The sequence below is a fragment of the Amycolatopsis oliviviridis genome, assembly GCF_014654365.1.
GTDB lineage: Bacteria > Actinomycetota > Actinomycetes > Mycobacteriales > Pseudonocardiaceae > Amycolatopsis > Amycolatopsis oliviviridis.
In genome coordinates, this window is the sequence record NZ_BNAY01000003.1 from 607,776 (window position 1) to 622,617 (window position 14,842).

A 14,842-nucleotide genomic window follows, 5' to 3' on the forward strand; every position below is an offset into this window, starting at 1 on the left:
CGCGCCAGTTGAAGAGGCGGACCTTTTCGGGCTCTTGACAGCGTGCCCGCACGTGCCGCACTTTGTTGCTGAAGACGGAACGACGTGCCTCATCCGCAACAGCGCCTGTCACCCCGATGCCCGCGTGTCCTTTGTGGACCTACTGGGCAGGCAGGAGGTTCCCTCACCATGCCCTCCGGACCCCGCGTCGTCGTGATCGGCGCCGGCATCGTCGGCTGCGCGCTCGCCGACGAGCTCACCGAACGTGGCTGGACCGACCTCACCGTCCTGGAACAGGGCGACCTGTTCACCACCGGCGGCTCCACCTCGCACGCGCCCGGTCTGGTCTTCCAGACCAACGCCTGCCGCACGATGACCGGGTTCGCCCGGTACACCGTCGCCAAATACGGCGCGCTCGACCTCGACGGGAGCCCCTGTTTCCGGCAGGTCGGCGGCCTGGAGGTGGCCACGACGCCGGAACGGCTCGCCGATCTCAAGCGGCGGCACGGCTGGGCGACCGCGTCGGGCGTCGAAAGCAGGCTGATCGAGCCGGGCGAATGCGCCGCGCTGCATCCGATGCTCGACCCGGCCAAGGTGCTCGGCGGGTTCCACATCCCTTCAGACGGCCTGGCCAACCCTCTGCGGGCAGCCGAGGCGCAGGCCCGCCGCGCGATCGGGCGTGGCGCGAAGTTCGTCGCGCACCAGAAGGTCGTCGGCGTCGAGCGGGCGGGCGGCCGGGTCACCGGCGTCACCACCGAGACCGGCACCTTCCGCGCGGACATCGTGGTCTCGTGCGCCGGGATGTGGGGCCCGCTGCTCGGCGAGCTGGTCGACCTGGTGATCCCGCTGGTCCCGATGGCGCACCAGTACGCGCGCACCAGTCCCCTGCCGTCACTCGCCGGAGCGACCGAGGAGGCCATCCTGCCGATCCTGCGGCATCAGGACGCCGACCTCTACTTCCGCGAACACACCGACAGGATCGGCATCGGCGCGTACGGGCATCGGCCGATGCCGTTGCCCGCCAAGGAGATCGGCAGCGGCGCGGGCATGCCGTCGGAACTCGCGTTCACGCCCGCGGACTTCGAGGAGTCCTTGGCCGCCGCCGTCGACCTGCTGCCCTCGCTGGGCGAGACCAAGGTCGAAGAGGGCATCAACGGCCTGTTCTCCTTCACCCCGGACGGCATGCCGCTCCTGGGCGAGCATCCGGACCTCGACGGGTTCTGGGTCGCCGAAGCCGTCTGGATCACGCATTCGGCCGGGGTCGCGCGGGCGATGGCGCGCTGGCTGGTCGACGGGCAGCCCGGCACCGACCTGCACGGCTGCGACCTCGCCCGGTTCGAGCCGGTGCAGCTGGCCCCGGACTACGTCATGGCACGCAGCTGCCAGAGCTTCGCCGAGGTCTACGACGTCGTCCATCCCCTGCAGCCCATGGAAGAGCCGCGGCCGCTGCGGACGAGTCCCTTCCACGAACGGCAGGCGGCGCTCGGCGCGTTCTTCCTCGAAGCGAGCGGCTGGGAACGGCCGCACTGGTACGAGGCGAACGCGGACCTCCCCGAGGTCGGCCTCGTCCCTGAGCGCGACGACTGGGCAGCGCGGTACTGGTCCCCGATCGGCGGTGCCGAGGCGCTGGTCGCGCGGCGGCGGGTCGCGATGTTCGACATGACGTCGTTGAAACGCGTGGAGGTCACCGGCCCGGGCGCCTTGCCGTTCCTGCAGACGATGACCACGAACCAGCTCGACAAGAAACCCGGCTCGGTCACCTACACGCTGCTGCTCGACGAGGACGGCGGCGTGCGCGGCGACCTGACCGTCGCCCGTCTCGGCACCGAACGGTTCCAGGTGGGCGTCAACAGCGCCATCGACATCGACTGGCTGCGGCGGCATCTCCCCGGCGACGGCGCCGCGCAGATCCACGAGACCACCCCGGGCACCTGCTGTATCGGGCTCTGGGGGCCGCTCGCCAGAGCGGTGCTGCAACCACTGTCCACAACGGACTTCTCACACCAGGCGATGGGCTACTTCAAGACGAAACGGGCGTACGTCGGCCTGGTGCCGGTCACCGCGATGCGACTGTCCTATGTGGGCGAACTCGGCTGGGAGCTGTACACGAGCGCCGACCTCGGCCGCGAACTGTGGGACACCCTCTGGGAGGCCGGGCAGCGGCACGGGATCATCGCCGCCGGCCGGGAAGCCTTCTCCAGTATGCGGCTGGAGAAGGGATATCGGCTGTGGGGCACGGACGTCACGGCCGAGCACGACCCGTACGAGGCCGGTCTCGGGTTCGCCGTGCGGATGGACAAGGGCTACTTCATCGGGCGGGACGCGCTGGCAGGGCGCTCGGAGGAAACGGCGACCAGGAAGCTGACCTGCCTCACGATCGACGATCCCCGGTCCGTCGTGCTCGGCAAGGAACCGGTGTACGCCGGCGGACGTCCCGCCGGATACGTCACCAGTGCCGCGTACGGCTACACCGTCGGCAAGAACATCGCCTACGCGTGGCTCCCGGCGGAGTACACCCAGCCGGGACGGCAGCTGGAGATCGAGTACTTCGGCGAGCGGATCCCCGCCGTCGTGGCGAGTGAACCGCTGTTCGACCCCGGCATGAACCGGATCAGGAGCGCCGCATGACCCACTACGACGTCATCGTCATCGGCCTCGGCGGGATGGGCAGCGCGGCCGCGTACCGGCTCGCCCGGCGGGGACACCGTGTGCTGGGCATCGACCAGTTCGCGCCGGCGCACAACCTCGGGTCCAGCCACGGCGGCTCGCGGATCACCCGGCAGGCGTACTTCGAGGATCCCGCGTATGTCCCGCTCCTGCTGCGAGCGCACGAACTGTGGGACGGCATCGAACGGGACTCCGGCCGGAAGATCTTCACCCGCTGCGGCGGGATCATGCTCGGCGGCCCGGACTCGCGGACGGTGTCGGGAAGCCTCGCCAGCGCCCGGAAATGGGAGCTGCCGCACGAACTCCTGGACGCCGCGGAGATCCGGCGTCGGTTCACGACGATGAACCCGGCGGAGCACGAGATCGCGCTGTACGAGGAGAACGCCGGTTTCGTGGTACCGGAAGGCAGTGTGGCGGCGCATCTCCAGCTCGCCGCCAGGGCCGGGGCCCGGCTGCACCACGAGGAGAAGGTCCTTTCTTGGCGGCAGACTTCCAACGGGGTCCGGGTCGGGACCTCGCAGAACTACTACACAGCGGAGCAGCTGGTGATCTGCCCCGGCGCCTGGGCACCGGGACTGCTCGCCGAACTCGGCGTCGGCTTCACGATCGAACGCCAGGTCCAGTACTGGTTCGCACCGTCGGGCGGGGCGGGACCGTTCCGCGCCGGACGGCATCCGATCTACGTCTGGGAAGGCGAAAACGGCCGCCAGTTCTACGGTTTCCCCTCCCACGACGACGCCGGGAGCGTGAAGGTCGCGTTCTTCCGCGGCGGGGAGACCTGCACGCCCGAGACCATCGACCGGACGGTGCACGCGGAAGAGGTCGACGAGATCTCCGAGTTCGTCGGGCGGAAGATGCCGTCGCTGCCGGGCGCGTTCCTGCGCGGGGCGACCTGCATGTACACGAACACCCCCGACGAGCATTTCGTCATCTCCCGCCATCCCGCGCACGATCGCGTGGTGGTGGCCTGCGGGTTCTCCGGGCACGGCTTCAAGTTCGTCCCGGTGGTCGGCGAGGTGCTCGCCGATCTGGTGACCGACGGCACCACCGGACATCCGATCGCCCTGTTCGACCCCGCCCGGCTGACGGGAGCGAAGAGATGACACTGACCGGACAACCCACCGGCCTGATCCCGACCCTGGGCGGCGGCTACTACACCGATCCCGCGATCTTCGCGGCGGAGCAGGAGAAGATCTTCGAACGCCTGTGGTTCTGCGCCGTGCGTTCGGCGGACCTGCCGTCGGCAGGTGACTACCGGACCGTCCGAATCGGACGCGAGAGCGTGCTCGTCGGCCGGGGACGGGACGGCGGGCTCCGGGCGTTCCTCAACGTCTGCCGCCATCGCGGGGCCCGGCTGTGCACCGAGGAGTCGGGCACGGTGAAACGCGCGTTCCAATGCCCGTACCACGCGTGGACGTACGGGCTCGACGGGAAGCTGATCGCGGCGCCGAACCTGGCGAACCTCCCCGACATCGACCGCGCCGAGTACGGGCTGCACGCCGTGCACCTGCGGGAATGGCTGGGTTACGCGTGGGTCTGCCTCGCCGCGGACCCGCCGTCGTTCGAGGCCGGCGTCGAGGGCGCGGTGCGGGAACGGCTGGGCGATCTGGAGTCGATCGAGCGCTACGGCCTCGACGGGCTCTCGGTCGGGCGCCGGATCACCTACGACGTCAAGGCGAACTGGAAACTGATCGTCGAGAACTTCATGGAGTGCTACCACTGCGCGACGATCCATCCCGAGCTGACCGAGGTGCTGCCGGAGTTCGCCGACGGGTACGCGGCGCAGTACTACGTCGGGCACGGCGCCGAGTTCGGCGAGGACGTCGAGGGGTTCACCGTCGACGGCGGTTCGGGTTTCGAGCGGCTCGACGGGGTCGCGGACGGACAGGACAGGCGGTACTACGCGATCACCATCCGGCCGCAGGTGTTCGTGAACCTGGTGCCGGACCACGTGATCTTCCACCGGATGTACCCGCTCGCGCCGGACCGGACGGTCGTCGAATGCGACTGGCTCTATTCGAAGGAGGTCGTGGCGGCGGGGCGGGACGTGTCACGCTCGGTGGAGTTGTTCCACCGCGTCAACGAGCAGGACTTCGACGCCTGCGAACGCTGCCAGCCCGCGATGTCGTCCCGTGCCTACCGCGGCGGCGGGGTGCTGATGCCGTCCGAGCACCACATCGGCGAGTTCCACACCTGGCTGCTCACGCGTTTAGAGGACGAAACGCGATAGTTGCGCACGCAAGTACCGCATCCAGAGGACGAAACGCGGTAGATGCGCACGCAAGTACCGCATCCAGAGGACTAATTGCGGAGGAGCTCGGCAGCCAACGCCGTTGTGTCGACACCGGCGACGCCGTCGAGAACGTGCCAGGGCGCGAGCCAGCCCGTCGCGGCGAGTTCGTCGTAGACCACCGAGCACCGCTTCTGGAGCGCGTCGTCGGTCTCGAAGGAGTCCCGCGCGCGGTCGGCGTCGCTCGCCGCGCGGCGCTGCGCGCGGTCGGCGGCGACGTCGGCGGTGACCCGGAGCAGCAGATGCGCGGCGGGCACCGGCAGGCCGAACCGGTCGATCTCCTGGCCCCGGAGCCACCGCACGAACTCGCCGTCCGCGCCCTGGTGGAGCCGGGCTGCGCCGTACGCCGCGTTCGACGCGACGTACCTGTCGAGCAGCACGACGTCGTGATCACCGAGCCGGGCGCGGATCTCGTCGGCGGCTCCCCGGCGGTCGAGCGCGTAGAGCAACGCCATGCCGTACACGGAGTCGATGAGGTCGCCGTGCCCGCGGTGCAGCGCTTCCTTCACCAGGTCGGCGTGCACGCTCTGGCCATAGCGAGGAAACGCGATGGACGTGACACTCGCTCCGGCCGCGTTCAGCGCACCGGTCAGCGCATCGGCGAGCGTGCGCTTGCCCGCGCCGTCCAGACCTTCGATAACCACGAGTCGACCCACCGCCACAGATTACGGGTGGTTGGTCGACCGGCGGGCCAGACGGGGTCAGCTCACGTCCGGCCCACCGGTCCGCTAGGGGACGCGCCTCTTCGAGTGCAGGAAGAAGCCGGCGATACAGATCAGCAGCAGGCCGCCGAAGATCAGCAGCGGGACGAACCCGGTGTCCTGCGCGTCGGGTGCGGGGCCGCCGTCGCCGCGGGGCATCACTTGGGCGTTGTAGCCACCGGCCTTGCCCTCCTGGGCGTACGGCGAGTTCGCGAGCATCGCGCCGTACCGGCCGGAGACCGTCTTCTGGTACTCCGCGAGGGTGGCCGTGGCACCGGCCGCGTAGCCGCTGGCGCCCGAGTCGAGCAAGGTCACCCGGCCATCGCGCAGCGCGTACCAGGCGTCGACCTGCGGTTCGTGGAGCAGCGTCGCGCCGGCGGGCAACCGCCGGGCCAGTGCGCTTTCCCGGTCGCCCGACGCGATGTTCCCGACGCGCCAGCCGCCGTCGTCACCGCGGACCGACCAGACCGTCGCGGTCTGCCCGTCGGACGCCGTCACCGGGACGGCGACGTAGGCGAGCTGCCCGGCGATCGCGCCGTCACCGGCGACGAAGTCCCTCGAAAGCTCGTAAACCGGGAAGGATTCGTCGACGACACTGACCGACGGCGTCCGACCCGAACCACCCGTCTGTGTGAGGAAGCGACCGATTTCGGCACGCAGCGTGGGATCGTCGGCAGCCGCCTTCGCGGCCGCGAGATCTTCACTCGACAGCGTGTCCGCGCGCGCTCCGGGCGCCGAGATCAGCAGCGCGACCGCGACCAGCCCGGCGAGCCCGAGGAACCGCCGCGCGCTCATCGCCGGATCCCGGTGAGCGTGTGGGTCCAGGTGAAGGACTTGTTGGCCGAGTAGAAGTCGTAGGTCGACCAGTTGTACCGGTTGCCGGTGGGCAGTGGATCCCCCCACGAGACCCACTTCCGGCCGGCGTCGTGGCCGTAGAGGACGTGCATGTGGCCACCGCCCGAGGCCCAGCCGACCCGGGTCTGCACCGGACGGCCGGCGCCGGTCTGCGTCTGGACGTCGGCGTAGGGGATGCGGCCCTTGAGGTAGTTCCCCGGGGCCGAGAAGCCGAGCTTGCCGAAGGCGCGCCGGACGTCGCCCAGCGTTCCCGGCTCGTCAGCGCACTCCCGGCGTCGCTCACCGTGGGCGATCCGGCAGAATTCGTTCTGCGTGACGGTCACACCGTGGTGGGCCGCGATGGTGTTGCCGGAAGCCACCCAGCACCACTGGGACTTCTCCTGCACCTGCATCGCGACGGTGTTCTGGCGGGCAGGCGGCTGGGGCAGCGCGCTCGCCGGGGTCTGGATCGCCAGCCACGCCACGACGGACGCGGCGCCGGCGGCGCAAACCCTCCTCGAGAACACAGGCACGACGGGCCTCCTGGTCACCATGGCGAACCAATGTGGTCACAACGGTGAACAGCAGGCTCACACAGAGCAAGATGGGCACTCGGCGGAACGGACCGTTCCGGGGCGTTTCCACACCCCGGAACGGTCACTCTTCCGGGGTCAACCACCCCGAACGGGGGACGTAGTGTTCACAGTGCGCTGCTAACGTGAACGTTCCGCGGCGTTCACGCTCAGCGCACACACTGGTCTGGTGAAGGGACGAGCGGTGACACGAGACGGTGCCGACGCGTTCTCGGCGGGAAAGCTCCCCCCGAGCGTGGACACCCCGACAATCATCGACGGAACGCGCCGTCAATCGCTCGAAACCCTGCCCAAAGAACTCGTCGAGGCCCTTCGCAGCGGCGAATTCCACCACGCGCTCCGGCAGGCGATCGCGTATCGCGGCCTGTCCCTTGCCCGGCTCCGCGCCCACCTCGGGTTACGCGGTGTCCAAATCGGACAGTCGACGTTGAGCTACTGGCAGCGCGGCCTGCGCCAGCCGGAGGTACCCAAGGCGCTCCCGGCGGTCCGCGCGCTGGAATCGGTGCTGCAACTGCCCGCGGACGCGCTCGTCGTGCTGATCGGACCGCGGACGACGCGGGCGCGCGGGCACCAGATGGCCGCGTCGTTCCACGACATCCGGTCCGGCGACATGGGCTCGATCGTCGATCAGCTGCTGGCCGAACTGGGCGCGTACCCGTCGTCCAACCGCTACAACGCCGACCTCGAAATGCTGGCGGTGCACGACACGATCACCTTCGACGCCGCGCACCGGCAGGTCGCCCTGCACACCCGGCTGGTGTGCCGGGCGCGGCGGCACGGGCCGGACCGGTACGTCACCGTCTACAACGGCGACCCCGGCTGCGACATCCGCGACGTCGAGATGATGACCAGCGAGGGCTGCCGCGTCGGCCGGATCCGGCGCAACGCCGGCGCCGAGACGATGGCCACCGAACTGCTCTTCGACCGGAAGCTCGCCGAGGGCGAGATCCACGTGTTCTGCTTCGAGGTCCGGGACGACTCCGGGGCCGCTTCGCCCGGGTACTTCCGGATGCTGCGGGACCAGTGTTCGAGTTACCTGGTGCAGCTGAAGTTCGCCCTCGGCGCCCTGCCCGCCCGCTGCACGCGGCAGTTCCGGACACGCGACGACGCCGTGCCCGTCGAGTCTGAAGAGCTGCCCTGCGACATGGGCGGCGTGACCAGCGGGTTCTTCAGCGACGCCGGGCCGGGGCTGGCCGGCATCGAGGTCGAGTGGGAGTAGCGCGACGCGCTATGAACGGTCCTTTCCTGGCAAATTTCGCAAGGAAAGGACCGTTCATAGCGGCGGCTCAGTACCGGTAGTGGTCGGTCTTGAAGGGACCTTCGACGTCCACGTCGATGTACTCGGCCTGGTCCTTGGTCAGCTTCGTGAGCTCACCGCCGAGCGCGTCGAGGTGGATCTTCGCGACCTTCTCGTCGAGCTTCTTCGGGAGGCGGAAGACCTCCTTGTCGTACTCCTCGTGCTTGGTGAACAGCTCGATCTGCGCGATCACCTGGTTGGAGAAGCTGTTCGACATCACGAACGACGGGTGCCCGGTCGCGTTGCCCAGGTTCAGCAGGCGGCCCTCGGACAGCACGATGATGCTCTTGCCATCGGGAAAGACCCACTCGTCGACCTGCGGTTTGATGTTGATCCGCCGGATGCCCGGGTAACGCTGCAAGCCGGCCATGTCGAGCTCGTTGTCGAAGTGGCCGATGTTGCCGAGGATCGCCTGGTGCTTCATCCGCGCCATGTGCTCGACGAGCACGACGTCCTTGTTGCCGGTGGTCGTGATGATGATGTCGGCCTCGGCGAGGACGTTCTCCAGCTTCTTGACCTGGTAGCCGTCCATCGCCGCCTGCAGCGCGCAGATCGGGTCGATCTCGGTGACGATCACCCGCGCGCCCTGGCCGCGCAGCGATTCCGCGGCGCCCTTGCCGACGTCGCCGTAGCCGCAGACGACCGCGACCTTGCCGCCGATGAGGACGTCGGTGCCGCGGTTGATGCCGTCGATCAGCGAATGCCGGATGCCGTAGCGGTTGTCGAACTTCGACTTGGTCACCGCGTCGTTCACGTTGATCGCCGGGAACAGCAGCTCACCGGCCGCGGCGAGCTGGTAGAGCCGCAGCACGCCGGTCGTGGTCTCCTCGGTGACCCCGCGGACGCCCTCGCCGATCTTGGTCCATTTGCCGGTGTCGGCCGCGACGGAAGCGCTCAGCAGCTGGAGGAAGACGCGGAACTCGTCCGAAGTGTCCTCGTCCGGGGAAGGGACGACGCCCGCCTTCTCGAACTCGGTTCCCTTGTGCACCAGCATGGTGGCGTCGCCGCCGTCGTCGAGGATCATGTTGGGACCCTCTCCGTCCCAGGTGAGCATCCTTTCGGTGCACCACCAGTACTCCTCCAGCGACTCGCCCTTCCAGGCGAACACCGGGACGCCTTTGGGCTCCTCGGGCGTGCCGTGCGGGCCGACGACGATCGCCGCGGCGGCGTGGTCCTGCGTGGAGAAGATGTTGCACGAGGCCCAGCGGACCTCGGCGCCCAGCGCGACGAGGGTTTCGATCAGGACCGCGGTCTGTACCGTCATGTGGAGCGAGCCCGAAACCCGGGCTCCCCGCAGGGGATACACCTCGGCGTACTCGCGGCGCAGCGCCATCAGGCCCGGCATCTCGTGCTCGGCGAGGCGGATCTCCTTGCGGCCGAACTCGGCGGCCTCGAGATCGGCGACGGCGAACTCGATGCCGTTGCGGGTGTCGTGCCGCTTGGCAACGCTTTCGGGGGTCATATGCGCGCTTCCTCCAAGGTTGGATGACAACGGAACAGTACCGTTGTCGGCTCAAAGCCCACTGAAACGGATTGGAGGCCTTCACCGTGGTCATGCCGGGTCCCGATACCCGCGTCGTCGAAATACGCGTACCCGGGCTAGTGGGCACGAGCGGTGAAAGCCTGCTGGATTCGACGTCGGTGGTCGACGTCGCGGGCGACGGGATCGGCAGGCTGATCCGGCCGTCGGACCGGCTGCGCCGTCCCGCTCCCGGTCCGGTGCTGCCCGCGCTCGGCCGTTCGATCCCGCGCATCCTCGAAGGCTACCTGTGGAGCGGGATGACGTCGGGGGGCGCGGCGAAGGCGACCTGGGCGCTGCTGTTCCCGTTCTCGCTGGCGAACGTCGCGCACTGGATGCTGCCGCCGGTCCCGGAGGGCAAGCGATTCGCGGCGGCGCTCGGCGCGATCTGCCGGGGGCTGCTGCGGGTGGCCTCGCTGCTGCTGACGATGCTGCTGATCAGCCAGCTCGCGGTGGTGTCGCTCGACCTGTTCGCCGCGCAATGTCTCGCGCCCGGTTCGGACTGCCTATCCGGGATCCCGTCGTTCCTGCGGGACTTCGCGCCGCTGCGGACGGCGATCGGGGTGGTCCCGCTGCTGGTGCTGATCTTCGTACTCGACCGGATCCCGTCGTCGGACTGGCGGTCGCGGAACCGGCTGCACCGCGCCCACAGTTCGAGCCCGCTGCAACCGCAGGACCTGCCGCGCACGCCGGGCCTGCGCACGCTGCACACCGTCGCCGCCTTGACCTGTGTCGCGCTTCCGTTGCTCGGCGGGCCGTTCCGGCTGCCCTCGACGACGTTCGACCTGATCGTCTGGATCTGCGCGCTGGCGCTCGCCGTCGCCTCGCTGCTGGCCTCGACGGTCGGTTTCTCGGCCGGACCGGTGATCCGGGGCGGGCTGATCGGGTTCGCCGTCGTGCTGGTCGGGATCGCCGTCGTGCGCCGGACGCCGCTGCCCGCGGGGCTGCCGGGCGGCGGGCTCGGCGGAGCGGACGGGACGGTCGAGGCGCTGGGCGGGTCGATGGTCGTGGTGACCGTGCTGTTCGCGCTGATCCTCATCCCCGCCGCCTTGTCCGGCCGGTCGGCCTGGAAGCACCTGCCTCGACGGCTGCGCCCCTGGCTCGGCGGCTGGGCCGCGGCGCCCGTCGTCGCGCTCGCCGGTCTGCTCGGCGGCGGCTTCGGCGCGGGCCTCGCGGTCGCGCTGCGGCAACTGGTCGGCGCGACCGAGCTCCGGCTGCCCGACACCTACGTCCTGGTGACCGTCCTGTGGGGCGCCGGGCTCGCGCTCGCCCTCGTCCTCGGTCTGCTGGGCTTCGCCGTGGCCGTCCCGCTGCGACGGCTGCGCCGCGGCGTCCCGGAGGTCGTCGCGCTGATGGAGATCAGCAAGGCGCAGGAAGAGGAAGCGGCCCGGGTCTGGGCGCGCGCCTCGTGGGAACGCAAGCATCTGCATCATCTCGCGCTCGCGGTGGCGCTGGCGATGGCGGCGGGCGGTGGCGCGCTCCTCGTGCTGCGCTTCGGTTTCGGCCCGCTCGCGAGCTGGTTCACCCCGATCTCGGGGATCGGCGTGTTCGCGCTGGGCGCGTTGGCCGCGGGATTGCTGCGCGTCGTGTTCGCCGCCGCGACCAAGCCCACGCGCAGCCGTCATCTCGGCGCGCTGGCGGATCTCGTGTGCTTCTGGCCGCGTGCCGCCCATCCGACCGTGCCGCCGAGTTACGCGCTCAAGGTCGTCCCCGAACTCGCGGACCGGGTCAAGGAACATCTGGCCGATCCGGGCACGCGGGTCGTGCTGTCCGGCTACAACCTCGGCAGCCTGCTGACCGTGCTCGCCGCCGCGCGCGTGATCGCCGATCTCCCGCCGGAGGACCGCGAACGCGTCGGGCTGCTGACAGCGGGCTCACCGTTGCAATGGGGCTACCAGCGCGCGTTCCCCGCGATGCTGCCGCAGGCGCAATTGGCCGGGCTGTACACCGATCTCGACGGCCGCTGGCGGGCGCTGTGCCGCGGCACGGACGTCTTCGGCGGCGGCGTCACCACGTGGCGGCATCGCGTGGTGGCCGGGAAACTGCTGGGCGACGGCTACCTGCCCGGCGGCGGGACCGGGCCGCTGGCCGCCGAACCCGACGAACAGGGCGTCCTGGTGCTCGGCGGCGATCACTGGCTGCCCGACCCGATGCGCGGGCCGACCGGGCGCCACCGCTGGGCGCCCGGCGTCCTCAAGCACACGGACTACGTCGTCGACTCCGAATGGGACAACGCCGTCGCGATGGCCGCCGGTCTCGGCCGTCCCCGCGCGAAGAATCCCTGGGGCGAACAGGGATCGCTGTTCGGGGACTTCCCGCAGATGCGCTGAAGTACATGAAGGCCCCCATCCTTGCGCCTGGCACAAGGATGGGGGCCTTCATGTACTCAGGGCTGGCTTCAGTCGGTCTTGCCGCGGCGCACGCGCAGCAGGACCAGGACGCCGGCACCGGCCAGGACCAGCAGGCCACCGGCCCACAGCAGCCAGGCGTTGTCGAAACCGGTGTCCGCGAGGCCGCCGCCGTTGCCGCCGTTACCGCCGACGTTCGGGGCGGGAACCGCGGTGCTCGACGGAGCGGAGGTCTCCGACGGCTTGTCCGTGGTGGTCGGCGCGGTCGTCGGCGGCTTGGCCGTCGAGGTCTTCGTCGGCTCGCTCGGCTTCGGCTGCTCGGTCGGCTTGGTCTTCTCGCCGCACGCGTACCACTTGTCGATGTTCGCCTTGCTGCCGTCGCGGTTGAACGGCGCGCGCAGCTCGGTCCACGGCGGGGTGTCGGCGAGCTTGCGCTTGCCCGGCTCGTAGACGTTGTAGCCGTCGTCGCCACCGAGGACGACGATCGCGGTCACCTTGACGCCTTCGCCGAGGCCGGTGATGTTCAGCCGCTTCTCACCGACGCCGCCGGTGAACTTGAAGTCCGAGTCGGACAGGGCCGAGCCGCCGGCCTTGACCTGCTCGCACTTGCTGATGTTGCCGGGGATCGGCTTGGCGCGGTCGTCGTCGGAGTGGCAGGCCAGCGCCGAGCCGGCGGTGCCGAGCAGGGCGGCGGTCGCCAGGGCGACGACGGTGACGGCGGAACGGACACGTCGTCCGGACATGATCTGCATTCAGAGCTCTCCTGTACCGATCGGGGGACAAACGAGCAAAAGCGCGATGCCTCTTCCGAGTGATGACGGTCAACTCGCGGTGTTCTCCACGAGTTCCGTTCACCCGACAGGGTGAGGCGAGAGACCGGACGCTATCGCACACCGATTTCACACGGAATCCGGGGCCCCCGACAAAGCGGCCCACCATCCACAGAGGAATGGTGGGCCGCCGAAACGAGAATGATCAGTCCGATACGGACTCCGCCTTCTCGTCCGCGTTCTTCTTGCCGAGCAGCGAATGGCGACGGCTGTAGACGAAGTAGATGACGACGCCCAGCACCATCCACGCGATGAACCGCAACCAGGTCAGCACGGTCAGGTTCAACATCAGCCACAGGCAGGCGAGGATCGCCAGGATCGGGATCACCGGCACCCACGGCACCCGGAAGGCACGCGGCAGATCCGGTCGCGTCTTGCGCAGCACCATCACGCCCGCGGAAACGAGAATGAACGCGAACAGTGTGCCGACGTTGACCATTTCCTCCAGTTTGTCCGCCGGGAAGAACGTCGCGGCGACGGCGACCAGTCCGCCGACGACGATGGTCGCCCGCTTCGGCGTCCCGTTCGCGCCGGTCTTCGCCAGGGCGCGCGGCATGAGGCCGTCGCGCGACATCGCGAAGATGATCCGGATCTGGCCGAGCATCAGCACCATGACGACGGTCGTCAGACCGGCGAGGGCGCCGACGGAGATGATGTTGGCCGCCCAGTCGACACCGTTGACCGCGAACGCGGACGCGAGCGTCTTCTTGCTGCCGTCGCCCGCCGAAGTGGCGAGATCCTTGTAGTTCACCATGCCGACGACCACGAGCGACACGGCGACGTAGAGCACCGTGACGATGGCCAGCGAGCCGAAGATGCCGCGCGGCACGGCCTTCTGCGGGTTGCGGGTCTCTTCCGCGGTGGTCGCGACGATGTCGAAACCGATGAACGCGAAGAACACCAGCGAAGCCGCGGCCAGCAGGCCGAAGACACCGAACGAGCTACTGCTGCTGCCCGCGAACACCGAGAACAGCGACTGGTCGACCCCGGTGGCCGACGACTCGGCGCCGGACTGGGCGTCCGGGATGAACGGGCTGTAGTTGGAACCCTTGATGTAGAAGATGCCGAGCACGATCACGAACAGCACCACCGCGACCTTGATCCCGGTGATCACCATCGAGAACCGCGAAGACAGCTTCGTGCCGACCGCGAGCAGCGTCGTCAGCACCAGCACCACGATCAGGGCGCCCCAGTCGACCGGGACACCGCCGATCTCGAACGTCGTCTTCGTGCCCTTGCCGAAAATGTAGGAGAGCACGGTTTCGAGGTAGGCCGACCAGCCCTTCGACACCGCGGCCGCGCCGACCGCGAGTTCCAGGATCAGGTCCCAGCCGATGATCCACGCCATGAACTCGCCGAAGGTGGCGTAAGAGAACGTGTACGCGCTCCCGGCCACCGGGACGGTCGACGCGAATTCCGCGTAACAGAGCGCCGCCAGCGCGCAGGCGATGGCAGCGAAGACGAACGAGAGCGACACCGACGGCCCCGCGTAGTCGCCTGCCGTGCGCGCGGTGAGCGTGAAGATACCGGCACCGATGACGACGGCGACGCCGAAGACGGTCAGGTCCCACGCGCTCAGGTTCCGCCTGAGCCTGGTCCCCGGTTCGTCGGTGTCCGCGATGGACTGCTCGATGGATTTCGTACGCCACAGACCGTTTCCGGGCACCCTTGACCTCCATAGACCTGACTGCGGTTCATCGGACCTTATCGCCCGGTCGTGACGGCAGCGCGGTGGGAGAGCAACGAAGTACGCGGAGGTCGCGACGGTAGTCGGCGATGTACGG

General features: G+C 69.2%; 11 protein-coding genes. 5 read left to right on the forward strand and 6 right to left on the reverse strand.

Going from position 1 to position 14,842, the window contains the following annotated elements:
* Nucleotides 1-168 precede the first annotated feature (168 nt).
* From IE302_RS15970 to IE302_RS15980, 3 genes are read left to right on the forward strand one after another with little or no spacing between them, the layout of a single operon-like run.
* Nucleotides 169-2,607, forward strand: coding sequence for a GcvT family protein (locus IE302_RS15970; RefSeq protein WP_191255292.1), 2,439 nt, complete (start codon nt 169-171; stop codon nt 2,605-2,607).
* Nucleotides 2,604-3,749 (forward strand): N-methyl-L-tryptophan oxidase, encoded by a 1,146-nt coding sequence (gene solA, locus IE302_RS15975; protein ID WP_191255293.1) that lies wholly within the window; start codon nt 2,604-2,606, stop codon nt 3,747-3,749. Before IE302_RS15970 ends, solA begins: the two co-directional genes overlap by 4 nt.
* Nucleotides 3,746-4,876: an aromatic ring-hydroxylating oxygenase subunit alpha gene (locus IE302_RS15980; protein WP_191255294.1), complete on the forward strand. Its 1,131-nt coding sequence runs from the start codon at nt 3,746-3,748 to the stop codon at nt 4,874-4,876. Before solA ends, IE302_RS15980 begins: the two co-directional genes overlap by 4 nt.
* A 71-nt stretch (nt 4,877-4,947) precedes the next feature.
* Here IE302_RS15980 and IE302_RS15985 read toward each other — a convergent pair whose 3' ends face one another.
* The 3 genes from IE302_RS15985 to IE302_RS15995 all read right to left on the reverse strand — a co-directional run bounded on the left by IE302_RS15985 (nt 4,948) and on the right by IE302_RS15995 (nt 6,998).
* Nucleotides 4,948-5,580, reverse strand: a complete 633-nt coding sequence (locus IE302_RS15985) for a dTMP kinase (protein WP_191255295.1) — start codon at nt 5,578-5,580, stop codon at nt 4,948-4,950.
* Nucleotides 5,581-5,664: 84 nt separating this feature from the next.
* On the reverse strand, nt 5,665-6,432 hold the full coding sequence (locus IE302_RS15990; protein ID WP_191255296.1) for a hypothetical protein: 768 nt from the start codon (nt 6,430-6,432) through the stop codon (nt 5,665-5,667).
* On the reverse strand, nt 6,429-6,998 hold the full coding sequence (locus tag IE302_RS15995) for a papain-like cysteine protease family protein (protein ID WP_191255619.1): 570 nt from the start codon (nt 6,996-6,998) through the stop codon (nt 6,429-6,431). The genes IE302_RS15990 and IE302_RS15995 overlap by 4 nt, the downstream gene beginning before the upstream one ends.
* Before the next feature lie 250 nt (nt 6,999-7,248).
* Between IE302_RS15995 and IE302_RS16000 the strand changes: the two genes are divergently transcribed.
* Complete coding sequence (locus IE302_RS16000; RefSeq protein ID WP_191255297.1) at nt 7,249-8,283, forward strand: hypothetical protein; 1,035 nt, start codon at nt 7,249-7,251, stop codon at nt 8,281-8,283.
* 67 nt (nt 8,284-8,350) lie between these two features.
* On the opposite strand, the gene ahcY is transcribed toward IE302_RS16000, so the two are convergent.
* Nucleotides 8,351-9,823, reverse strand: a complete 1,473-nt coding sequence (gene ahcY, locus IE302_RS16005) for an adenosylhomocysteinase (RefSeq protein WP_191255298.1) — start codon at nt 9,821-9,823, stop codon at nt 8,351-8,353.
* Between the two features lie 92 nt (nt 9,824-9,915).
* Here ahcY and IE302_RS16010 point away from each other — a divergent pair, with 92 nt between their 5' ends.
* Nucleotides 9,916-12,210 carry a hypothetical protein gene (locus IE302_RS16010; RefSeq protein WP_229907783.1) on the forward strand — a complete coding sequence of 765 codons (2,295 nt, stop codon included), beginning with the start codon at nt 9,916-9,918 and terminating at the stop codon, nt 12,208-12,210.
* Between the two features lie 68 nt (nt 12,211-12,278).
* Here IE302_RS16010 and IE302_RS16015 read toward each other — a convergent pair whose 3' ends face one another.
* Nucleotides 12,279-12,980 (reverse strand): LPXTG cell wall anchor domain-containing protein, encoded by a 702-nt coding sequence (locus IE302_RS16015; protein ID WP_191255299.1) that lies wholly within the window; start codon nt 12,978-12,980, stop codon nt 12,279-12,281.
* A 223-nt stretch (nt 12,981-13,203) separates the two neighbouring features.
* Nucleotides 13,204-14,724: an amino acid permease gene (locus IE302_RS16020; RefSeq protein WP_191255300.1), complete on the reverse strand. Its 1,521-nt coding sequence runs from the start codon at nt 14,722-14,724 to the stop codon at nt 13,204-13,206.
* Between the last annotated feature and the right edge of the window lie 118 nt (nt 14,725-14,842).

Bases quoted from the DNA above. Each gene is read 5' to 3' on its own strand.
- IE302_RS15970 (WP_191255292.1), top strand. From the start codon at position 169: ATGCCCTCCGGACCCCGCGTCGTCGTGATCGGCGCCGGCATCGTCGGC.
- solA (WP_191255293.1), top strand. From the start codon at position 2,604: ATGACCCACTACGACGTCATCGTCATCGGCCTCGGCGGGATGGGCAGC.
- IE302_RS15980 (WP_191255294.1), top strand. From the start codon at position 3,746: ATGACACTGACCGGACAACCCACCGGCCTGATCCCGACCCTGGGCGGC.
- IE302_RS15990 (WP_191255296.1), bottom strand. From the start codon at position 6,432: ATGAGCGCGCGGCGGTTCCTCGGGCTCGCCGGGCTGGTCGCGGTCGCG.
- ahcY (WP_191255298.1), bottom strand. From the start codon at position 9,823: ATGACCCCCGAAAGCGTTGCCAAGCGGCACGACACCCGCAACGGCATC.
- IE302_RS16010 (WP_229907783.1), top strand. From the start codon at position 9,916: ATGCCGGGTCCCGATACCCGCGTCGTCGAAATACGCGTACCCGGGCTA.
- IE302_RS16015 (WP_191255299.1), bottom strand. From the start codon at position 12,980: ATGCAGATCATGTCCGGACGACGTGTCCGTTCCGCCGTCACCGTCGTC.